Source organism: Mucilaginibacter ginsenosidivorax (assembly GCF_007971525.1).
GTDB classification, from domain to species: domain Bacteria; phylum Bacteroidota; class Bacteroidia; order Sphingobacteriales; family Sphingobacteriaceae; genus Mucilaginibacter; species Mucilaginibacter ginsenosidivorax.
Genome location: NZ_CP042437.1, coordinates 6,889,067 through 6,913,410 on the forward strand (window position 1 = coordinate 6,889,067; position 24,344 = coordinate 6,913,410).

The window sequence follows — 24,344 nt, forward strand, 5'->3', positions numbered from 1 at the left end:
GGGCAAAGGCCTCGCCGTGCGCCCCTTCAACAGGCGATTAGCCACCACGTAAACACCCAACATATCTCCACGCAAAATTATAGCTGGATAATGCGACAAAAACTATATTAAATTACCTTTGCTATCTTTTTTACATGAAAGGTTAACATGAAGAATAAAATTGTACGCATTAAAGATATTGCCGAAAAAGCGAAAGTTTCTACAGGTACAGTTGACAGGGTATTACACAAACGGGGGCGGGTATCAAAAAAAGTAGAGGAGAAGATACTCAAGATCATTGAAGAGATGGATTATGAGCCAAATTTGATGGCGAGGGCCTTAGGCTCAAACAAAATATATCAGATTGCTGCCTTAATACCCGATCATAAAAGCGATTCATATTGGTACGCCCCCAAAGCCGGGATTGAAAAAGCCGAGAAAGATTTGAAACAATTTGGCATCGTCGTTCAGCAATATGTATTTAATCCTTATGATGTCGAGTCGTTTATAACTCAAGCCAATCAATTAACCAAAGATAATCCCGACGGTATAATTTTATCCCCTATATTTTACCGCGAAACACTGCCGTTTTTTGAGAAGTGGAAAGCCGCCGAAATTCCATTTGTATTGTTTAATACCCAAATTGCCGAGTGCGAGCCTTTAAGTTATATTGGCCAGGACTCCTATCAAAGCGGTTTTTTAGCCGGCAAGCTTATTCATTACGGCCAGCCCAATCCTTGCTCTGTGTTAATCGCACATATCGACGAAGAGATAAGTAACGCTGCCCACCTTTTGAAAAAAGAGCAGGGATTCCGCAATTATTTTGCTCAAAATAACCTGGAGCATCAGTACAACATTTTAAGGATTGAATTAAACCGGTCAAACCCCGCTTTGTTCATCACACAGCTGGACAATATTATTGACAGCACGCCCGATATTACCAGTGTTTTTGTTACAACATCCAAGGCACATGAAATTGCAAAACACCTGGAGCAGCGTCATATCAAACACATCAAAATAATCGGGTACGATTTACTACCTGCTAATTTATATTTCCTGAATAAAGGGGCAATTAGTTTCCTGATTAACCAAAACCCCAAGGGGCAGGGGTATTGGGGTATTTATCAGCTAACTGATTACCTCGTGTTCAAAAAGGAAGTTCCCATTATTAAATATCTGCCTTTGGATATCGTGACAAAAGAGAATATGAACTATTATACAGATGATGAAGACACTGTTTACTTAGATATCTGATTGTTCGCTTATTTCCCGGCGCAGGAAATCACTTTTAAACTTTTCCAGCTACAAACGGTTGACCTTTACAAAATAATACACTTTTAAGCTGCCTCGTAGAGGCTACATGTTTGTAGAAAGACGAATAGTTCAACTTTTTGCTCCTTAGGAGCTACCTTTCTTCAAGATCGACTTTTAAAATCGATTTCCCTGTTCCCCGGGCTCCTTTCTGCCATAAATTTAAAACGTGATTTCCGTGGCGGCAATACAATACAATACACCTATGCTTGTCCAAAACTAGTAGCCGCTTCTTTTAGCAAAAGTTTTGCTATACCGCCCATTCCCCGGTTCATTTAATCCTGCAGCAGCAGTTGGTGGCTCTCCGTCAAAAAAAGCCTTATTTACCATAGCGCGCGTTTGTTTACATAAAGGAATTAATTTAATAATTTTTCATTAAAGTGTGTGCGAGCACGCAAATATTTTTATATTTGTTTGTGGCTATTTGTAGTATGTAAATGTGTGCGCATACTAATACATATAGCTTTTCGCATTTTGTACACCGGGCAGTAATGTGCCGTAGAATTTAAAATGATCAAAAAGAAAAAATGACCAATAAGATTTATGAAATAGTATCTATGTTTTCCGTCGAGGGAGATATAGCTGCTGTTGTTAAGTATGGTTCGGGCCATATTAATGATACATTTCACGTAATGAACAAAGATGCTGCATTGCCCGGCTACCTGCTTCAGCGCATCAATCACCATGTGTTTGAAAATGTGCCCACCCTTATGGAAAATATACAGCGGGTAACCAGTCATCTCAAAAAAAAACTGGCGCAGATACCAGGCTCAAACCCGGATAAAGAAGTGCTCACTATGGTTTGGACGAAAGACGGGAAAAGTTTTTTTTGTGATGCTGAAGGCAATTACTGGAGAATGTATTGTTTTTTGAAGGATACCAAAAGTTACGACCTGGTATTAACCGAACAGCAAGCTTATGAAGGAGGTAAAACCTTTGGCAAGTTTCAATTGTTGCTGGCAGATTTGGATGCAGGCCTGATTTGCGAAACCATCCCTGGTTTTCATGACATCAGCATGCGGCTCGACAGCTTAAATAAAGCGGTACTGGCCGATCCGGAGAACCGGGTTAAAGATGTTTTGCCCGAATTAACTTTTGTAGTTGAAAGGGCAGGCCGCATGGTTACTATTTTGAATTTGGGAAAAGAAGGAAAATTGCCGCAGCGTATTATACACAACGATACTAAATTTAACAACATATTGCTGGATGCGAATGATTGCGGGCAGTGTGTAATTGATTTGGATACCGTTATGCCCGGCTATGTAGCTTATGATTTTGGCGATGCCATCCGTACCATTATCAATATAGCGCCCGAGGATGAGGGAGACCTAACAAAAATAGGGCTTAGCATCCCATTGTTTAAGGCCTATACCGAAGGCTATTTTAAAAGTGCCGGCAGTTTTTTAACAGATATGGAAGTTCAATCTCTTGCAATGGGCGTTTTGCTGATACCTTATATGCAAGGCGTTCGGTTCCTGACGGATTATATTGCCGGCGATGTTTACTATAAAACACGCTTTGCCCAACACAACCTGCAGCGAACAAGGGCGCAGTTTCAGTTGCTCAGAAAGCTTGAGGAAGAATACGATGTTTTAGACCAAATAATTAAAAACGCGGCAAAATTATGCACGCAATTATCATCCGAAATTAAATGAAAGAACTCAGCGTACCATTTTTGAAGGGGGTAACTAAAATTAGCCCCATAGCTCATGTGTCTTTTTTGTTAGATAGTTACGAAGCTAACACTATCGGCATAGTTCCCTGGCCCGACTACGGTTATAAGCCCGATGTTAATTTTACGATGGCCTATGGTAACGATTGTGTTTTTATAAAATACTATGTTAGCGAAAAGTGTGTAAGGGCTATTTATAGCCAGCCTAACGAACCGGTTTATAAAGATAGTTGCGTGGAGTTTTTTGTTTGTTTTGGTAACGAAAACGAATATTACAATTTTGAATTTAACTGTGCTGGCGCTTGCCTGGCGGGGTTTGGGGCACACAGGGAAAATCGCCGTTTATTACCCGAACCTGTTATCAAAATGATAAGGCACCAGGCGCAAATAAAGGCGGTAAACAATAAAGGCGAGGGAAATATAGCCTGGGAACTAACCCTGATGATTCCGTTGGATGTATTTTACTACCATTCGTTTACAACATTAAATGGCCGGCAATGCCGGGCCAATTTTTATAAATGTGGCGATGAACTGCCCGAGCCGCATTTTTTGGCGTGGAATGATATTAAATCTGCCGAGCCCAACTTTCATTTGCCCGGTTTTTTTGGGAAAATGAAATTCGAAAGCCCCAATAAATACGTAGCCCCTGTAAAACAAAAGCAACAAACGCATGAGATTAAAATTTACCGTAATTCTGTTGCTGTATAGCGCAGGTGCCTGGGCGCAATCAAAAACCGGCGATTTTTACCAGGAGCTCGGGGATCCGAAACCTGTTGAACAGGAAAGCTGGAACTTTTTAAAACCAGGTACATACGTGAGTTTTGCATCGGCTGATATCCGGTATGATAAGCGTAACGCACCCGCTATATTTCCGTTACAAACCCAGTGGCAAACCAAGGCCTGGAAGGGCGAAAAGGTGCATACGCAATTCCTGGTGTGGGCAACCCGTAACCTTCAGCAAATTAGTGTTGAGTGGAGTAAACTTGATGATGGCAAGGGCCATGAAATTGCCGCAAAAAACATCAGCGCCAACTTTGTGCGTTATGTGATGGCCGATGGGCTTAATAGTGAAGGGGGCGGCTGCGGTATTCAACCCGGCCATGACTCGTTGCTGGTTGAAGATGTAATTGACCCGGTAAAATCCCTTGACCTAACTAAAAATACTACCCGGCCTGTTTGGCTAAGCATTAAAGTGCCGGGCAGCGCTACGCAGGGCGTGTACAGCGGTTATGTGAAAGTTAAGGAAGGCAAAAATAAGTATGTAGCAATGCTGCATTATACAGTACAGGTACTTAACCATCAGCTGCCCGCACCGGCACAGTGGAAATTTCATTTGGATTTGTGGCAAAATCCCTATTCCGTTGCACGCTGGTATGGTGTAAAGCCATGGTCCGGTCAGCATTTCGCCATTATGCGCCCGTATATGAAAATGCTTGCCGATGCCGGTCAGAAATCAATTACAACCACCCTGATATACGACCCCTGGAACAGCCAAACGTATGATGTGTACGGTTCAATGATAAAATGGACTAAAAACAGGAACGGCTCCTGGGCATATGATTATACCGTTTTTGACAAGTGGGTAACTTTTATGATGTCGTTAGGCATTGATAAGTTTATTAACTGCTATAGCATGATTCCCTGGAATTTGAAATTTTATTACCACGACGAAGCCCTTGGGAAAGATACCGCCATAATAGCCAAACCAGGTACATTAGCATATGATGCCCATTGGCGCCCTATGCTTACCAATTTTGCCAGTCACCTTAAGCAAAAAGGATGGTTTGCTAAAACCACCATAGCCATGGACGAAAGATCGATGGCCGACATGCAAAAAGCTATTGCGTTAATAAAAAGCGCCGACAAAGATTTTAAAATTTCATTGGCCGGCAACTATCACCCCGAAATTGAAAAAGATTTGGTGGATTACAGTGTGGCCTCAAACCAGGTGATAGATAGTGCTACCATGCTTGCACGTAAAAAAGCAGGATTTAACACTACTTATTATACCTGTTGCACAGAGGGGCATCCCAACACCTTTTCCTTTTCTGCACCTGCCGAGTCGGCGTGGCTGGGATGGTATGCCGCTTACAAGGAATATGATGGTTACCTGCGCTGGGCATACAACTGCTGGACAAAAGATGCCTTACGCGACACCCGGTTCGGATCATGGTCATCCGGGGATGCCTACCTGGTTTATCCTGGTTTGCGTACCTCTATCCGTTTTGAACGGCTGGTTGAGGGTATCCAGGATTATGAAAAAATTAACATAGTAAGGAGCCGTTTCATGAAAGAAAACCGGCAGGATAAACTGCATCAGCTTCAAAAAATATTAAGCGGTTTTGATATCAGCGAGGCAAAAAATAAAAGTGCAGGTGACGTTCTTCACGCTTCGCAGAACGATTTAAATAACTTCTAAATTATTGTAATAAAATGTAGCTTTTGTTGGATTTTATTGAAGATTTTCTTTTACTTTTTGCATTTTTTTGACTTTATTTACTATCAGAAGTAGCTTAAATAACAATTTTGAAGTCTCAAGGCAAATCGGCACCGGATAGATGCCCCAAATAACTGAGCAGGAGCCGGAGGGAAAACAAGGGCTTCGGCGGGAATACTGAATGGCTACCTCAGTGGTAGTAATTGTAATATTTTAAAACAACAAAAAACAATTTATTTGAAGTTGCCAATTTTAAATTTCATAATGCCGAATGAATAACCTGGAGGTTCAGCTATTGACAGATGAGCGGCTTATAGCGTTGATCCAGGAGAATGATCTTGCGGCATTTGAACGTATCTATAATAAATATTGGTCAAAGCTTTATCTTTCAGCATACAATATCCTCAGAGACCGTCAGGTATCTGAAGACGTTACCCAGGAGGTATTGGTTAACCTATGGATGAAACGTGCTAATCTTCAACTAACCTCTTTGAATGCTTATTTATATACAGCCGTGCGTTACCAGGTGTTTAATGTTATCCGCTCTGGCAAGGTAAGAGCAGATCTTTTTAATCACCTGGAAGAACTTTTTAGCAATAACGGGGGCGAAGATATCTTATCCCAAAAAGATATTAACCGTTTGCTGGAGCAGGGGGTGGCCGAACTGCCCGAAAAGTGCCGGCAAATATTTATTATGAGCCGTAAAGAACACCTAACCACCAAAGAAATTGCCGAACGGCTCGGAATCGCCCCTAAAACAGTTGAAAATCAACTAACTGTAGCCTTGAACCGTTTGCGTAAAACCCTGGGCGATTTTGTTTGCTTAGCTGCCATTATGCTATGCGGGCGATGGTTTTGAGTGTTTTACAGAATTTCACCCGGCCTGTTTTCTTTATATTCTTCTCTCATTAATTCCTAAAACTTCATGATTTGTTAATGATATAGAAATATTTAAAATTTCTTTGGGGGTACCCCCTATGTTGGGTTACTTACATACAATAACCGCCCAATGAAAAAAGAAACACTTCTGATCTTAATAAACAAATACCTTTCAAACCAGGCAACTGCCGAGGAGGAGGAGCTTTTATTAAACTATTACAACACGCTCCAAAAAAGCGAATTGAAATGGGACGAGCTTACCATGGGCGACGAAAACACAGCCCGGGCCGAGCTTTACGATAAGGTACTGCTGGAGATAAAAGCACGCGAATCTGCACCTAAAAGAATTATTTTTTTGAGGAGGTGGTTTGTGGCTGCATCAATTACCTTATTCCTTGTCGCTTCCTCGTTATTGGTTTTTTATCTGAAGTCCGGTACTTCTGGTTTATTAACTAAAAACAAACCGCAATCCGCAACCGGGAATACCATCGCCCCAGGGGGCAATAAAGCGTTATTAACCTTAGCCAACGGTTCAAAAATTATTTTAGATGATGCCGCTACAGGCGAATTGGCCAAACAATCTGGTGTAAAGGTTACCAAAGCTGCCAATGGTCAGTTGGTTTATACCGTCGAAAATGCATCGCCTAATTCAGCTGCCTCTGCGGAGGTGGCTTTTAATACCATTGAAACACCAAAAGGCGGGCAGTACCAGGTTGATTTGCCCGATGGTTCAAAAGTTTGGTTAAATGCAGGCTCATCGCTTCGTTATCCAACCAATTTCAATGGCGATGTGCGCAGTGTTCAATTGGCGGGCGAGGCTTATTTTGAAGTTGCTAAAAATGCTAAAAAACCATTCAGAGTGGTAAGTAACAGCCAGGTGGTTGAAGTGTTAGGTACCCATTTCAATATCAGCTCCTACATTGACGACACTTCGGTTAAAACAACTTTATTAGAAGGTTCTGTTAAGGTGCTGTCAACCAAATCTAATCAATCAAAATTGCTTAAACCGGGCGAGCAATCAAACATCAATTATTTAAGCAACTCATTTAATATACAAACAGTTAATACCGAAGAGGTGATTGCCTGGAAAAATGGCTACTTCCTGTTTGTTGACGAAGACCTGAAAAGCATTATGAGCAAGTTTGCGCGCTGGTATAATGTTGACGTAGAATACGCCGGTAATGTGGATAATTTAAGATTTGGCGGAATGGTGTCGCGTTCAAGAGACTTAGCCCAGGCACTGAAGATCATAGAACAAACAGGAAACGTTAAAACTAAAATTGAAGGAAGGAGAGTCATCATTATGCCTTGATAATTACTCCGCATTAAGGTATCCTGAAAAATAAGCCGGAAGTGCTCGAACACTCCCGACTAAAAAGTTAGGGCTTACCATGAAACTAAATTCGTAGTCCAATTACACCTTAAACCCAAACAAGTTCAAATGTATGAAATGTTATGAAATAAGTTTGTACAGGGTTCCCTGTATAAAAAATAAAGCTTTGTTGATTATGAAACTATCCATCATATTGTTGGTAGCAACCATACTTCAGGCAAGTGCTTCAGGTTACGCACAAAAAATTACATTATCAGAAAAAAATGCTCCATTAGAAAAAGTTCTTAAAGAAATTAGGGAACAATGCGGATATGATTTCTTCTATAATTCAAAGGTAATTAAGCAGGCTAACCCGGTAAGTATTGATGTTCTGAATACCGAATTAGAAGAAGTATTAAAACTGACATTTAAAGGGCAGCCGTTTATTTATAGTATAAGCGAGAAAACAATTATTATCAAACCTAAACCTTTTAATTCACCGTCTCAGCCAATACCCGTTATAAAGGTTTCGGGTATTGTTACTGATTCAAAGGGGCTTACCTTACCGGGGGCCAGTGTGCGTATTAAAGGCACCAATAAAGGAGTGGTAACTGATACCGAGGGGCGCTTTACCATTGATGCCGACGTTAACAGTATCCTTGTTGTTTCATTTGCCGGTTTTGTTGCCAAAGAAATTACAGTTACCGAAGCAACATCATCCCTTACTGTTCAATTACTGGATGATACCAAAGGAATAAATGAGGTAGTAGTAGTAGGTTATGGCAAACAAAAAAAGCTGACGATAACCGGGGCTGTTACCACTGTAAACGTGGCCGATATAACAACGCCCAACCGCTCATTATCTAATGCCCTTGCAGGAAAAGTGGCCGGGGTAATATCAATGCAAAGAAGCGGAGAACCTGGTTATGATAATGCATCATTTACCATTCGTGGCATTGGTACTTTTACAGGTAATGCAAACCCGCTTATTATTATTGACGGGGTGCAACGTGATGATGTAAACAGCACTTATGGCGGGGCTTACAATAACATCGACCCGGAAGATATTCAAAGTATTTCGTTGTTAAAAGATGCTTCGTCAACCGCTGTATATGGTGCCAAAGGTGCAAATGGGGTTTTAATTATAACTACCAAAAGAGGTGTTGCAGGCAAACCAAAAATTTCATTAAAAACAGAAGCTTCAATGTCTGGCCTTACCAAAACACCAAAAATGCTGGATGCGGTATCATGGATGAGATTACATAACGAAGCAACTACAAATGACGGTAACGCCGCGGCCTATTCTGAAGAAACTATTCAAAAAACAGCCAGCGGTTTAGATCCATATCTGTATCCCAATGTTAACTGGATAAAATCTGTTTACAAGGATTGGGCACCGGGATACAACACCAACCTGAATGTTAGCGGCGGTGCGTCAACGGTAAGGTACTATGTTTCGGCATCTTTTTATGATCAGGATGGAAGCTATAAGGTAACGAAGCAAAATGGTTATAACCCCAACCTCAACTTCAAAAGATATGATTTTAGGTCGAACCTGGATATAGATTTAACCAAAACCACTTTATTAACCATGAACCTGGATGCGATGCTGGTGAGCAGCCGTTATCCCGGCCTTTCTGCCGGTAGTATCTGGTATGAGTCGTATTTAACCCCGCCCAATGCATTCCCGATACAATACCCGGGAGGTAAATGGGCCGGTCCGTTTAACAACGGGGGATCCAACCCGGTGAACGATATTCAAAATTCTGGTTATAACAGCGAGTTTCGCCCAACTGTTCAATCTGTTTTCTCTATCAACCAAAAACTGGATGCTATTACTGACGGCTTAAGTGCCATGGCAAGGTTTTCATTTGATTCTTATAGCGAAAACGACAACGGCAGAACAGGTACCAATGATCTTTTTTTAGCCACGTCAAGAGACCCGCAGGGTAATTTGGTATTCGGCCAGTCGAGGTACGGAAGCCAGTTTTTAGGATACACCCAGTCATCATCGGCCGAGAAAACCATGTACCTGGAAACAAACATTAATTACGACCAGGCTTTTGGCAAACATCACGTAGGCGGACTGCTTTTATATAACATGCGGTCGAGGGTGCAGAGTTCGGCCGGGAGCGTTATTAGTTCTATTCCCTATAATAACCAGGGTTTAGCCGCCAGGGCTACTTATGCATATGCTGATAGGTATTTGCTTGAGTTTGATGCCGGTTATACAGGTTCAGAAAATTTTGAGCCGGGTAAAAAATTCGGGTTTTTCCCTTCTGTATCCGGGGGGTGGGTAATTTCAAGAGAACCATTTTTTACGGCGCTTTCAAAAACATTTAACCTGCTTAAAATAAGGGGCTCTCACGGCCTTGTGGGTAATGACCAGATTGGGTCTAATTACGGTATTACCAGGTTCCCTTATATCAACCAGTACGGCGGCGGCGGATCTGTAGGTTTAGGCCTTAACGGAACCGTGTATGGCGGCACTACCGAAACCGTAATTGGGGTAGAGAACCTTACCTGGGAAAAAGCAACCAAAGATAATATTGGTTTAGAAATAGGATTGTTCAATAAGTTGAATATTACTATTGACGCCTATAAAGAGAGAAGAACCAATATCCTTGTTCAACGCGGTTCATTGTCTGGAATACTGGGCGTAAGCGGGGCTGTATTTGCCAATTTGGGCGAAATGAACAACCATGGTATTGAAGGCAATGTTGAATATAATGAAAATTTTGGCAAAGTGTCACTTCGTCTTTATGGCAACTTTACTTACAATAATAATAAAATTGTACAGCAGGACGAACCAAAGCAACTGTACGCTTACCAACAGTCAACAGGGCGTAAGTATGGCGATAATTTGATGTATGTTGCCGAAGGGCTGTTTACATCGCAGGAAGATGTTGATAAAAGCCCCACCCAGTTTGGCGCGATATTAAGGCCCGGCGATATAAAGTACAAAGATGTAAATAACGACGGCGTAATAAACAGCTTTGATAAGGTATACACCGGTAAATCAGACGTGCCTACTATTTTATATGGTGCGGGCTTTACGGTTGGTTATAAGAAATTCGATCTCTCGCTATTTTTTCAGGGAACTTCGAATGTAATTATAATGGCGAACGGTTCGTCCATCACCGGCGCGGGTGCAACCGGTGCAGGTATTGTACCGTTTACCGGTATGGGTACTTATCCATCCGGTATGCTGGCCAACCTGGAAAGCCGGTGGACGGTTGAAAACCCCAGCCAAAATGTAGATTACCCACGGTTAGGCATTGCCAACCAGAATAGTAACAATTATCAGCCAAGTACATGGTGGTCTAAAGATGCAAGTTTTGTCCGTTTAAAACAGGCAACATTAGGGTATACACTTAAGCCGCTGTTCCTGACAAAAGCGGGTATCAGCTCGGTTTACCTTTATTTAACGGGCCAAAATCTGCTAACGTTCTCCAAATTCAAACTTTGGGACCCCGAACTCGGCTCTAATGGCGCAGGCTACCCGCCGGTAAGAATATTTGCTTTTGGGTTGCGGGCTGCATTTTAGCAAAATGGATTTAAATCAATTTTAAAAGTATTTAAAGTTTTTCCAATGAAAAAAAATATACTAATTATGGCTGTTGGGGTATGGTTCCTGAGTGCCAGTTTATCTTCCTGTAATTATCTTAATAAAAAGCCCGATAACCTGTTAACATCTGACTTGATTTGGAGCACCAGGGCCAATGCCGAATCATACCTGTACAATATATATGGATATATTGTTGAAACCGACGGCGGCGATTTTAGTGCTATGGGCGCAAGCGATGAATCATCTGTATCTATCCCGGGTACCAATGTAAGGCAAATGGTTGCGGGCAACTGGAGCCCTGTAAATGCTTATTTTGACAATTGGGATAACTATTATAGAGGGATCCGGTCGTCATTTATTTTTGAAGCTAATATTGACAAGGTTCCGGCCAGCCAGTTAAGTGTAACCTTAAAAAATCAATATAAGGCAGAATCCCGGTTTTTAAGAGGATGGTTTTACTGGCAGTTGATAAAACAATATGGTCCGGTTGTAAAAGTGACCGAAGCACTAAGTTTAAATGCCGATTTCAACAAGTTCCCAAGATCATCTTTTGACGAGTGTAAAGACTATGTTAACACGCTAATGGATCAGGCAGCAGCCGGTTTACCTGCAGAATGGGCTACAACCAGTAATTACGGCCGGCCAACAAAAGGTAGCTGCCTTGCTGTAAAAGCACAACTTGCTTTGCTGGCAGCCAGTCCGTTATGGAATGGTAACCCTTCGTTTGCCTCTTTTAAAAACCAGGATGGCACACAGCTGGCACCAACGGTATATGATGCCAATAAATGGAAAATAGCAGCCGATGCTGCCAAAGCAGTAATTGACCTTGGCTCATATAAATTATTTACCAATCTTGACAACGGTGGGACCGTATTTGATCCTTATCTGTCGGTAAGGGACCTTTTCATTACCAACTGGAACAGTGAGATCATTTTTTCAAGAAATTCATGGAATTACACAGGTTATACCAAGTGTGTAACGCCTGGTGCCGGCGGGTATAGTATGTATAATGCTACCCAAAACGTTGTAGATGCATTTTACATGAATAATGGCAAAACCATTGACGATCCCTCATCCGGATACATTGCAAGCAATTTTGCGCAAAGCAATGGCGGCAAGTACTGGGAGCACAAAAAGGGGCAATGGAACATGTACGCCAACCGCGAACCAAGGTTTTATGCTTACATCCAATATAATGGCCGGCCGGTATTACCTGCACCAACGGTTGATGATAAAAACTATTATTCGTCAACCGAAAATATTGACGGAACAGGCCGGGCCGAGTTTTATTATAATGGCAAGGCCGGAGCAAAAGCAAGCGGGGCCAGCAATAACATTACAGGCTATGATGTGCTGAAAAATGTAAGTCCTGCCGATAATATAAGGCAATGGACTGCCAACTACAGGCCTTTTATACTGATAAGGTATGCCGAAATTTTGCTTGATTATGTAGAAGCTTTAAATGAGTACGATCCATCTAACCAAAATATCGTGCTTTACCTTGACCAGATTAGGAGCAGGGCCGGTTTGCCGGGCATAGAAACTGTTTACCCCGGCGCAGTTGGAAACAAAGATTTGATGCGCAAATACATTTTGAGAGAAAGACAAGTGGAGCTGTGTTTTGAAAGCGACAGATACTATACCCTGATTAGAAGGCTATTATTAGGTGCCGATGAAAACCAAACCATTTACGGATTAAATGTAAATACCGACGACCAGGGACAAGGATTTTCGTTTGGCGCTCTTTATAATAAAACACTTTTCCAAAAAAGGGTATGGAACAATAAAATGTATTTGTTCCCAATTTCCCAGTATCAATTAGACCGTGACAGGGCATTGGTTCAAAATCCCGGTTGGTAGATGCGTGTTTTTTATTTGCCTAAAGGCAATAAAAGAGGTATAAAAAAACTAATAATTAAAGTGTAATTATTCAAATGAAAACATTCATAAACATAATGGCAAAAGGCATAAATCAATGCTTATTTGCCGGCGGGGTTTTTATAATGATAGCTTTTATAAGTTGTAAAAAAGACAAAACTCCCACACATAATAACAATTCGCCAATTAACATTAACAGCTTTATTCCGGCACAGGGCGGTGGCGGAACAGAAGTACTTATTAACGGCAGTAATTTTTCAACAGATACTTCGCAAATCGCAGTTACCCTTAATGGGGTAAAGCTCAAAATCATCGGTGCCAATACCACGCAAATGATGGTAGTGATACCTAAAAAAGCCGGAACCGGGCCTATTATGGTAACGATAGGGAAGGGAACGGCAACAAGCACAACTAGCTTTACTTATCAGTATACCAGAACGGTTACTACGCTGGCCGGGTCGGGTAAAGCCGGTTTTGCCAATGGGCAGGGAACAGATGCCATGTTTGATTTTAGCGGCCAGGGCTGGTACAGAAGCTGCGGTGTAGCTGTTGATGATAACCTGAATGTGTATGTTGCCGATCCGGGGAATCACTGCATCCGGAAAATTGATACCGGCGGAAACGTTACAACGCTGGCCGGTAACCCGGGAGTTTCTGGTTATTCTGATGGGAAAGGTACAGCCGCAACTTTTTCTTTGCCTTATGATGTGGCTGTTGATGCCCAGGGCAATGTATACTCTGCCGACCCGGGGAACTGGGATATCCGGAAGATAAGCCCTGATGGTATGGCTACTACCTGGGCCTGGGGAAACCAATCGCCCTGGAGTGTGGCTGTTGATAAAACTACCGGCTATGTTTATTACTCAAGCTGCTCCAGTCCGGGAAGTATTTACCAGGTATCAGCACAGTGGACCGCTAAAGAAGTTGTATCCGGCCTTAATTATCCCGCAGGCATCAAGTTTGATAAAACCGGTAATCTATACGTATCAATGAACGGAGATCACGTTATCAAAAAGTATACTGCCGGAACATGGCAGGGTAGCATTATTGCCGGCCAGCAGGGGAGTGCCGGATACGTTAACGGAGGGCCCGCAGTTTCAAAATTTTCGTTGCCATGGGGTATCGCTGTAGATAACAATAGCAATATATATGTGGCAGGTAACGGAACCGTTTATGGCGATACCGGTCACCCCGATCAAAGCATCCGCTTTATACAGGCCGGTACATTTGAAGTAAGCACTTTTGCCGGAAGTAGTACGGCCGGGTACACCGATGCAATAGGAGGGTTTGCGCTTTTTAGCGCGCCAACCGGTGTTGCTGTAGATAAAAACGGAACTGTTTACGTGTTAGACAAAAATAATAACCGGATACGGAAAATAGTTTCCGAATAATGCCAATCTGTGCGCCAAATAGCTTCCCGGGATCGATGGCGGTAATCTTTGAGTATCAGCCCCAACAAATATCTCTTTCATTGTTTGGGAAGCTGTTTGAGTGATAGTTTATGTTGTTTGATTTGTATGGTACCTCGTAGCAAGTATAATATGCTACGAGGGCTATACTTTGCGCCACTAAACGCCGGTAACATTTAATAACTGCAAGGCAAGGCAGCAAGTATTTCTTAATTAAAAAAACGCAATGAAATTTTATATCAATATTTTGTTAGTGTGTGTTTGCGCTTTACAAACGCTGGCCTGCAGCAAAAAAACAGCTGGTAATAATGTGGTGCCCATAGCAGCTATCCATGTTTATTACGTGGCAGCAAACGGGTCTGATGCTAATGCAGGCACAATCGGCGCGCCCTTCCAAACCATCAATACCGCACTAACCCATGCCACGCCCGGCGATACCGTTATGGTTAGGGGAGGCGCTTACTACGAAAAAGTGGTGTTCCCAAAATCGGGAATAATGAATAAGTTGATTACCGTAAAAGCATTCCCCGGAGAAAAGCCCGTAATAGACGGAAGCAAAATAATTATTTCAGGATGGATGTCGTTAGTTACCCTAAGTAACGTAAGGTATATAACGCTTGATGGTTTTGATATCTGCAATTTTACAAGTGCTGCTTTTAATACCGATCCCGAGGGTATAGCAATTAACGGCGACTCGCACGATATCACGATTAAAAACTGTAATATTTATAATATTAAAAGCAATGCTTCATTAGCTGATTGGCGTAGCGGCCATGCTATACTGGTTATAGGCAACGGCACCACTGCTATTACCAACCTGGTTATTACCGGATGTACCGTGCATGATACACAAACCGGTACAAGCGAAAACGTAACGTTGGCGGGTAATATTGACGGCTTTATTTTTAACCATAATAAAGTATACGATACGGAAAACATCGGGATAATTGTAGCCGGTGGCGATAACCTTAATAAAACCGGCGCAGTTGCCACCAATTACGCCCGTAATGGAATAATCAGCGATAACGAGTTTCACGATAACTCGATGACCAAAACACCAGAAATTTGGGGACCAGACAGGTATGGCGCCATTTCTATTTACGTATGCGGCGGCGCTAACACCATTATTGAACGGAACAAAGTATATAACAGCGACCGTGGGATAGGGCTGGTGAGCGAAAGTAACGTGTATGCTACCCGAACCACCATTGTGCGAAACAACTTTGTGTATAACTGCTACCGTACCGGCATATACATGGGCGATTATTTAAACTATACGTCCGGCGGAACTAAAGACTGTTACGTGGTAAACAATACGCTGTATCAAAATGATCGTGTTGTGGGCGCATTTGGTGAGATTGAAGGCGAGATAAGACTTACAGAGCATTGCGACAACAACGTAATAAAAAACAATATTGTATACGCCAGGCCGGTTGATGTGTTTATTCACAAGTATACTTCAACCGGGAGCAACAACATAATTGGTAACAATTTATACTTTACCACAGGTACTCCGCAATGGATATGGAACAGTACCAATGGTACTCCGTACACCAATTTAAACGCATGGAAAACAGCCAGCGCTAACGATGCTAATTCGCTATATGGCGCAGATCCTTTACTAAAAAGCATCTCGCTGCCAGATCTCCATATACAATCATCGTCTCCTGCAAAAAATTCCGGGCAGGTAATTTCGGCAGATATAAACGGGGCAACAGATATTGATGGAAATGCACGTGTTGTGGGCAATAAGATCAGTAAGGGCGCACAGCAATAAGGGGTTCTTAATTTAAACTACAGATGATGAAACGTAATATTAATATTTTTTTAATGCTTGGTTTTGTGGCGCAGGTATTTGGCTGCAGTAAAAAAAACGATGCCGGGATTGTAACTCCTTCTGCCGGCGCTCATATCTATTATGTATCTGCCAACGGTTTGGAATCCAATAAGGGAACAATTGATGCCCCTTTCCAAACTATTAATAATGCGCTAAGCCATACTATCCCCGGCGATACCGTAATGGTACGGGCTGGCATATATAACGAAAAAGTGGTTTTTCCAAAATCGGGTGTAATGGATAAGTATATTACATTGAAAGCCTACCGTGGCGAGAAGCCGGTTATTGATGGCAGCGCTTTTAGCGTTAATGGCCGCGAGGCGCTGGTAACTATTGATAAAGCCAAATTTATAGTGGTTGACGGTTTTGAAATACGCAATTTTAAAACATCTACCGGCGATCCTAAAGCTATTATGGTTGAAGGTGGCTCTGATTATATTACCATAAAAAACAACACCGTATACGGTATTGACTATACCCAGTTGCCACTTAACGGGGGAGGCAACGCCATTTTAATTATCGGGAACACGTCCGATCCGGTAACTAATATTACTGTTACCGGTAATACCATACATGATTGTAAAACCGGATACGGCGAAAACCTGACGGTCAACGGGTATGTTGACGGATTCTCCATTACCAACAATACCATTTATAACGCGCAAAATATTGGTATTGATGCTGCCGGCGGCTACGCGGCTAATGCCGATCCTGCACTTAATTATGCGCGAAACGGGGTTATCAGCGGTAATACCCTGTATAATATTGAAAGTAAAAGAGGGCCGCTTGGCGGACATGGCGCCATAGGTATTTATGTAGATGGCGGCAGAAACGTTGTGGTAGAAAAGAACAGGGTATCTGTTACAGACAGGGGTATTGGCGCCGTAAGCGAAACCAACGGATTCCCTACAGATCATGTTACCATCAGGAATAACCTTGTGTATAACTGTTGGTGTTCGGGTATTTATATGGGTGGGTATTTAAATTATACAGGTGCCGGTACAAGCAATTCGGCTATAGTAAATAACACGTTGTACAACAATAATCAGGCCCTGGGCGCATTTGGCGAAATAGAAGGGGAGATAAGTATCAGGGAAGATTGCACCAATAATGTGATTAAGAACAATGTTATTTACGGTGGTGCATCAGATATGTTTATTCATAAGTACACGGCTAAAGGATCTGGAAATGTTATTGATTACAACCTGTATTATACCACAGGTGCTGCACAGTGGACTTGGAACGGTACATCCTACACCGATTACAATGCCTGGAAAGCCGCCAGTGGCAGTGATGCTAATTCAACAAATGGTGCCGATCCTTTATTCATAAATACATCCGGCCTCAATCTTCATTTGCAATCATCTTCTTCAGCAAAAAATAGCGGGCAGGTAATATCTGATATTGTTAATGGCAGTACAGATTTTGATGGCAACGCGCGTATTGTTAATAAGCAAATAAATAAAGGCGCTTATCAATAACCATTAAGCCGTATATGCAGGTACGCATACGGCTTTACAATTATGGCACATCATACGGGTGACGTTAACCCTTTAATTATTTTGACACCAACGATTTTTTGGACTAACAGATAATAAATACTCATTGTTTTAATCTTGCTTACCAAATGGAAAAGATCCCCACAATTAAAGAGATAGCTAAACGCTTAAAAGTAAATGCTTCAACGGTATCCCGGGCTCTTCACGGGCATCCCAGTATTGGCCTGGTAACTACTATGCGCGTTAATAAAGTGGCAAACGAATTAAATTACGAGCGTAATCAAACGGCTATATTTTTTAAACAGCGAAAAACATTTACTATCGGCGTTGTACTCCCCGATTTTTCGGATGCTTTTTTTTCTTCGGCGCTTAGCGGTATAGAAGATTACGCCAGTAAAAAGAATTATAACGTTTTTGTAGGGCAGTCATTAGAAAATCCTGATAAGGAAAAGAGTATCCTGGATACCATGAAAAATCACCGGCTGGATGGCATTATCATATCTATAAGTAAAAATACCACGGATTATGAAGTGTTTAACCAATTAAAAAAATATAACATTCCGGTAGTGTTTTTCGACCGCATACCCGACATGGAAGATATCCACTATTCTGCCTGTAATCTCCAGTCGGGAATGTTACAGGCAGTTGATTGCTTGGTAGAAAAAGGACATCGTAATATAGGGTTAATTAATGGCCCATTGCACCTGGGGGCAAGTAAAGAGCGCCTGGCTGCATATAACAAAGGGCTTAATAATTATAGCATAGCTATAAATACACAACTGATTGTTTCGTCCGATCTTTCAGCCGATCAAAATTACCGGGCTATGCGGCAGCTATTATCTTTAAAAGAAAGACCGACGGCTGTCATCGCCTTTAATGATTATGTAGCACGTGATGCTATGTCGCTGATGAAAAAAAACGATCTTGTAGTTAACCGCGATATAAGCTTTATTAGTTTTGCCAATTCGCCTATCTGGAGCTTTATGGATAATTCGCCAATGGCATCTATCGAACAGTTTCCTCAAAAACAAGGCGTAAAGGCAGCAGAAATTCTTTTCGAATTAATTGCCGGCCGTAACGAAGAAACATCGTCGGCTCCTGCTTTTAACCAGGTGATATTTGATTCCAGCATGGTGTCTCATCATGGCAAACGCATCTAAATAGCTAACAGAATGAGTGATATAAGCCCCCCCCCCTTGTTTTTATCGGCTGATCATGGTTAAATGATTCAGGTACCAACGGGACTTGGATTGGCCAACAACAGGCACAAATATTTGGATGCGCGTAAACTGCGCGCTCAATTTAGTGTTAACCATGATAAAATATAAGATATTGATTATTAAGTGTTTGTAAATATTTTATCTGAAATGTGTTAAGTTATGTTAACCCAATCAGATGCGTTTGCCCTGTCTCATTCAGGTAGTTTTTGGGCCTAAACGCCGCTTTTTAATATTCCAGTTCAAAAGTGCCGCTATACTTTAAAGCGGCACTTTTTTGTAAATCATCAGGTATCTTGATGCTTAACAAACCGTTTTTATAATCCCATTTCAGTTTTTTAATACTGCCCATCAAACTTACTTTTTTAATTTGCTTGATATTATCAACCGGGAAACTTACGTTGGCCGGTAGGTTTACCATATCTTTTTCAGATAACCAAAAAGCATATAACGTTTTCGTGGTTTTAGATTTAGTAAAATAGACGTTGCCGGCGGAGTAGGGAGCTACAGGTTCCGAGCCATAAATACCCCTCCCGTTAATTTTTATCCAGTCGGAAATATCCTGTAACCGTTGATAGGCAACCGGGTTCCAGTCGCCATCAGGTCCCGGGGCAATATTGAGTAGCAGGTTGCCGCCGCGCGACACTATTTTTATAAGCGTTTGCACCAGTTGCCGGCTGGGTTTAAATTCGTCGTCCGGCACGTAACTCCAATATTTACCAATAGTCATACAGGTTTCCCATGGATATGATAAAGGCTTATCCGGTACTTCCTGTTCTGGGGTGGTATAGTTTTCAAATTCGCCTGCAACTGTTCTGTCTACCATAATAAGGCCTGGCTGATGGCTGCGCCCCATTTTGGCAATTCTGGCCATATCAAGATCCTGGTTATAGTGCTGCGGATTGTTATCATTTGTTGGCAAGGGCCTTACCCAGCCGCCATCAAGCCACAAAATATCTACTTTGCCATAGCCGGTCATCAGCTCTTCAATCTGGTTATAAGTAAAATCTTTAAATTTTTGCCAGCGTTCGGGGTAGTGTTGCGGGTCGTAGTTAACATTGTGGTCTTTGGGCGGCAAGTATGGCCACCAATAGTTTTGGTTGTGCCAGTCGGGTTTAGAGAAATATGCCCCAATCATAAAATTATCTTTGCGGAAGGCGTCAAATATTTCTTTGGTTACATTGCTTCGCGGATTTTTTGAGAAAGGCGTTTTAGCATCTGTAATTTTATAATCCGTTTGTTTGGTGTCGAACATGCTAAAGCCATCATGGTGTTTGGTTGTAAATACCATGTAATTCATACCCGCGGCTTTGGCGGCTTTAGCCCATTTTTCGGGGTTAAAGTTTACAGGGTTAAACGTGGTTTGCAGGTTTTCGTAGGCTTTTTTATAAGTGAAATAATCATCACTATAGGGGCCCGTACGGGTAACCCAGTCATCGGGGCAAATAGTCCAGCTTTCTGCTACACCCCATTGGCTGTAGGTGCCCCAATGCATAAACAAGCCAAACTTCTGGTCCCGCCATTGGGCAAGTTTTTGCCGCACCAGGGAATCTTTAGGAACCTGGTACGTGGTGGACATTTCGTGCTCGTTTTGCGCGAGTGCTGCCTGGCCACAGCTTAACAAACAAAGGCCAAGTATGAATTTTTGGATCATGATAAATGGATTAATTTTTAAAGCCGGGTATATAGCATTAGTTCAGTACCAATTCAATTACCGGTATCTCGGTATCAGGTTTGGTCTCGGGTAGATTTAATACCAGGTCATTTCCTGCATTTTTTGATTTGCTATCCGTTTGTATCTCCGATGCATCATGCAAAAACTGGATATATTTAACCTTATCCTTATAGCCCGGTAAAGTGATTGTTTTGCCCGGATATTCCAACAAATGCACATATAAACGCCTGGTATTGGCATTATAGGTAAGCATGGTATGTTCAGGCGCTTTAAATGTTTCCGGCGCTTCGGTACATCCATAAATAGCGCGGCTGTTGTATTTCATCCATGCTGCTATTCCGTCCAGCCTTTCATTGGCACGTTTATCGAATAAACCACGGGCAGTGGGGCCTACATTCAGCAGTAGGTTACCGCGTTTGCTTACGGCTTCTATCAGCATCGTAACTAACTGTTTGGTGCTTTTCCAACTATTTTCATCGCGGAAATACCCCCAGGAGCCAGAAAACGTTTGGCAGGTTTCCCAATAAGTTTTGTAATCATTTTTTTTGGTCCATTCTGATAAGTTTACCTGTTCGGGTGTCAGGTAATCCCAGCCGTCCTGGTATTCGTTTAAATCAAGGCGATTATCAATTATGATATTGGGCTGTAGTTTTCTTATTTCTTTAACCAATTCAACAGATCCCCAGTCTTTGCTGCCTTTACCATGTTTGCCGTTGTCGGGGTACGAAAAATCGAGCCACAGCATATCAACTTTACCGTAATTGCTAAGCAGTTCTTTAATCTGGTTGTGCATGTACGTGCGGTACCTGGCCATATCGCGGCCTTTATTCAACTTATCATAATCCTCATCTTTTTCGCTTGCCGGTTGCAAAGGGTGTAAAACATCAACGGTAAAATCCGGATGATGCCAGTCTAACAAGGAATAATAAAATCCTATTTTTATGCCCTCGGCCCTAAATGCATTTACAAACTCCCTTACAAGGTCTCTTTTGGCAGCGGTATTGGTGGCCTTATAATCGGTGTATTTTGAATCAAAAAGGCAAAACCCTTCATGATGTTTGGTGGTGAGTACAGCGTATTTCATTCCGGCTGCTTTGGCTTTCTTCGCCCATTCTTTGGGGTTAAATAAATCCGGGTTAAACTCATCAAAGTAAGGCTGGTATTGTTCGTTGGTCATGCGTTCCCATCTTTTTACCCATTCATGCCTTGCCGCCTGCGAGTAAAGTCCCCAATGAATAAACATGCCAAAACGATCGTTGGTCCACCAGGCCATGCGTTTAGCTTTTTGTTCGGCCGTTTCCGTTCCTATTTTCTTTTGAGCATGCGAAGAGGAAAATACCAGGGAAATTAATAACGTAATTAAGACTGTTTTTTTGAATTGACGCATAGCGGTCTGTTAGTTTGAATTAAGGGTGTTCTAAGTTTACATCGATAAAATTTCCTTCACCACTTCCTGTAGAGGCCTGGATGGTTTTTCGGGATTTAGCTTCTGGTTTTCATCCACCCATTTGCGCTCCCATGCAAAGTAATCGGGCTCGGTAACGTTTTTGCCCTGCAGGTTGCCACGCAGGTAATCAAAATAAATTTCCCAGCGGGGCAGGTAATAACCATCTATCAGGCCGGCCCATTCTTTATAAGCATATTCATGCAGGTTATCTTCGGTACGTACGTTTTCGCCCCAATAGGTAATCTGCATTAAAGCATTTTTTAGGTTATTTGCTTTCTCTTCGGCAGTGTTTCCGTTGGCTATAGCTTGTTTGAGATAGGTGTTGAGCCTGAAGTATCCATCTGTATTCAGTAAGTCGTCTGTCAATTTTATCATGTGCAGGAACTTTTCGCTTGCCTTGTTAAAGGCCGGTAAATCCTTATTGTTGTATGCAGTAACAAGGTCATTAAAAACAAGGGTTCCTTTATTGGCCAGTACCTGCCTAACCATGTTGATGAGATCTATTTTGTAGGTAGCCGAATTCATGAGCCCGGGAGCGGCCAGTGCAAACTCTTTTACCGCTTTTTCAAATTGTACAGTATCATAATTTCGGGTAAGCGTGCCCCAGCTGGAGATTGATTTAACCTTAAGTGCGGGCCTTGCGCAAAAAATAGATTCGCCCGCCCCTTCCTGGTAACCGGGAAGACTTTGGTAAATGGTTTGTAAAAAGCCCTGCCACGCATTACTTGTATACATATTGTTTACACCATAACGGTATTTGGCGTAATCGTTAATCCAGGTCCGGGTATCAACATGTGCTGTGCGCCAGCCCAGTTCGAGCATTAAATCATAGTCTGGCGGATTATTGTTTATGCCTTCGGGCATTATGCCTACGCCTTTAAGATAATTGCTGTAAGTGCTTTCCCTGGCCCTGTAAATTTCATCGGCAAAGCGCTGTAATTTGCCATATACGCCGGGGCGTTCGCCAAAATTGTTAACACTGCACCATATAAACGGGGTGTTATCATAAGCTTTACGTTTTTCCCAGTTATTGGTAAACTCGCCAAAAAGCTCCTGTACCAATACTTTTGATTTATCAAGACCGTCAAGCATAGCCTGTTTAGGGTTATCCTGCCAACCCTGCAACACCCATGAAGAACCAGGATAATAACTTTGCATTGATGCCTGTATGGAGGCTCCCGCTTTCTTGAGATCTATGCCATCGGTTTTGCCGCCTTCATGAAAAGGATCGCCTGCAAAAAAATGGATGTTTTTACCATATAATGCCTGCATTTCGCTGTAATATATACCTGCTATGCGACTAAATTCAGGGTCGGTAGGGTCAAGTATGTCGGGCCTTTTAAATGCGCCCCAGGTGCCCTGGTCTATGATGTGTGCCTTGCTTTTATTTTTCAAGGTGCTTGGCACCATTCCGTAAAAGCCTTGTAAAACAGGTTCTATCCCCAATTCCCGCATTCGCTTTATCATTTTTTGCTGAATCAGTTTCCGGTTGTCAATCTGGCTTTGCGGCATCGGTCCGCCCCAGCCTTCAATATTGCCCATCAGCCACCATGCGGTATAAGCAGGGCCAACTATAAAGCTGTTAATTTCACTATCGTTATAGCCTATCTTCCTCAGTGTATTTTGCCATACCGCTTCCATGCCTTCAACGGTAAGCATGGTATTAACACCATTTAGCGCCATCCAGTCAAGCTCCCGTTCCCAATCGGCCCAGCTATAAAAACTCATGGTATAGTTATAGGTACAATAATTTAATGCATAACGATACTTCGCCTCTGCTTTTACAGTCTCTTTTTTGCCAACAGCCGGAATCGGAAACACCGGCGCCAGGTTATCGCCCATATGCGACATAGACCTATTGCAATAATATTTTAAATACCAGTTTACACCAACTGCAGCTGCATTAGCCCCTGATGCGCTAATCACCAGTTTGTTTTTTACCGTTTGAAGCTCGGCTATTTCGGAGCCCGGGGATTTTAAGGCCTTGAAAATAATATGATCACTTAACCAGGGAGCACGCCTTTTAACCAGTGCTTTTACAGGTTCAAATTGTTGGGCAAAAAGATGTATTGGCAAAAATAAAACAAGCAGAAAAGTTAGTTTTCGCATATGAAAATATTGATTTTGAAGGTTAACATCCTCGAAACTAACTAAAATTAAAATAGAAAATAAGGTGCAGCCCGGCGCTGTGGCGGTATAAAAATTACGCAAACGTTTGTTGCGG

At 42.2% G+C, this 24,344-nt stretch carries 15 protein-coding genes; 12 read left to right on the plus strand and 3 right to left on the minus strand.

All coding sequences use genetic code 11. From position 1 onward, the window contains the following. Positions 1-147 precede the first annotated feature (147 nt). The 12 genes from FSB76_RS28405 (at position 148) to FSB76_RS28460 (ending at position 18,941) form a co-directional block, all read left to right on the plus strand. Positions 148-1,233: a substrate-binding domain-containing protein gene (locus tag FSB76_RS28405; RefSeq protein ID WP_147059519.1), complete on the plus strand. Its 1,086-nt coding sequence runs from the start codon at positions 148-150 to the stop codon at positions 1,231-1,233. 584 nt (positions 1,234-1,817) lie between these two features. Next, complete coding sequence (locus FSB76_RS28410; RefSeq protein WP_147059521.1) at positions 1,818-2,945, plus strand: phosphotransferase enzyme family protein; 1,128 nt, start codon at positions 1,818-1,820, stop codon at positions 2,943-2,945. Continuing rightward, complete coding sequence (locus tag FSB76_RS28415; RefSeq protein ID WP_147059523.1) at positions 2,942-3,670, plus strand: carbohydrate-binding family 9-like protein; 729 nt, start codon at positions 2,942-2,944, stop codon at positions 3,668-3,670. Before FSB76_RS28410 ends, FSB76_RS28415 begins: the two co-directional genes overlap by 4 nt. Beyond that, positions 3,633-5,381 (plus strand): DUF4091 domain-containing protein, encoded by a 1,749-nt coding sequence (locus tag FSB76_RS28420; protein WP_147059525.1) that lies wholly within the window; start codon positions 3,633-3,635, stop codon positions 5,379-5,381. The genes FSB76_RS28415 and FSB76_RS28420 overlap by 38 nt, the downstream gene beginning before the upstream one ends. A 289-nt stretch (positions 5,382-5,670) precedes the next feature. Beyond that, entirely contained in the window at positions 5,671-6,258 is a 588-nt protein-coding gene (locus FSB76_RS28425) for an RNA polymerase sigma-70 factor (RefSeq protein WP_147059527.1), read from the plus strand. A gap of 150 nt (positions 6,259-6,408) precedes the next feature. After that, a complete protein-coding gene (locus tag FSB76_RS28430) occupies positions 6,409-7,590 on the plus strand; it encodes a FecR family protein (protein WP_147059529.1) in 1,182 nt (393 codons plus the stop codon). 196 nt (positions 7,591-7,786) lie between these two features. Continuing rightward, entirely contained in the window at positions 7,787-11,137 is a 3,351-nt protein-coding gene (locus FSB76_RS28435) for a TonB-dependent receptor (protein ID WP_225976338.1), read from the plus strand. 45 nt (positions 11,138-11,182) lie between these two features. Then, positions 11,183-13,018, plus strand: coding sequence for a RagB/SusD family nutrient uptake outer membrane protein (locus FSB76_RS28440; RefSeq protein ID WP_147059533.1), 1,836 nt, complete (start codon positions 11,183-11,185; stop codon positions 13,016-13,018). Positions 13,019-13,092: 74 nt separating this feature from the next. Beyond that, a complete protein-coding gene (locus FSB76_RS28445) occupies positions 13,093-14,427 on the plus strand; it encodes an IPT/TIG domain-containing protein (protein WP_225976339.1) in 1,335 nt (444 codons plus the stop codon). Between the two features lie 244 nt (positions 14,428-14,671). After that, positions 14,672-16,222, plus strand: coding sequence for a right-handed parallel beta-helix repeat-containing protein (locus FSB76_RS28450; RefSeq protein ID WP_147059535.1), 1,551 nt, complete (start codon positions 14,672-14,674; stop codon positions 16,220-16,222). A 23-nt stretch (positions 16,223-16,245) separates the two neighbouring features. Further along, complete coding sequence (locus FSB76_RS28455; RefSeq protein ID WP_147059537.1) at positions 16,246-17,763, plus strand: right-handed parallel beta-helix repeat-containing protein; 1,518 nt, start codon at positions 16,246-16,248, stop codon at positions 17,761-17,763. Positions 17,764-17,909: 146 nt separating this feature from the next. Beyond that, on the plus strand, positions 17,910-18,941 hold the full coding sequence (locus tag FSB76_RS28460) for a LacI family DNA-binding transcriptional regulator (RefSeq protein ID WP_147059540.1): 1,032 nt from the start codon (positions 17,910-17,912) through the stop codon (positions 18,939-18,941). A 286-nt stretch (positions 18,942-19,227) separates the two neighbouring features. Here the strand turns inward: FSB76_RS28460 and FSB76_RS28465 are convergent, their stop codons facing one another. From FSB76_RS28465 to FSB76_RS28475, 3 genes are read right to left on the minus strand one after another with little or no spacing between them, the layout of a single operon-like run. Beyond that, positions 19,228-20,652 carry an alpha-L-fucosidase gene (locus tag FSB76_RS28465; protein WP_147059542.1) on the minus strand — a complete coding sequence of 475 codons (1,425 nt, stop codon included), beginning with the start codon at positions 20,650-20,652 and terminating at the stop codon, positions 19,228-19,230. A 37-nt stretch (positions 20,653-20,689) separates the two neighbouring features. Then, complete coding sequence (locus FSB76_RS28470) at positions 20,690-22,060, minus strand: alpha-L-fucosidase (RefSeq protein ID WP_147059544.1); 1,371 nt, start codon at positions 22,058-22,060, stop codon at positions 20,690-20,692. A gap of 36 nt (positions 22,061-22,096) precedes the next feature. Further along, positions 22,097-24,229 (minus strand): alpha-N-acetylglucosaminidase, encoded by a 2,133-nt coding sequence (locus FSB76_RS28475; protein WP_147059546.1) that lies wholly within the window; start codon positions 24,227-24,229, stop codon positions 22,097-22,099. Between the last annotated feature and the right edge of the window lie 115 nt (positions 24,230-24,344).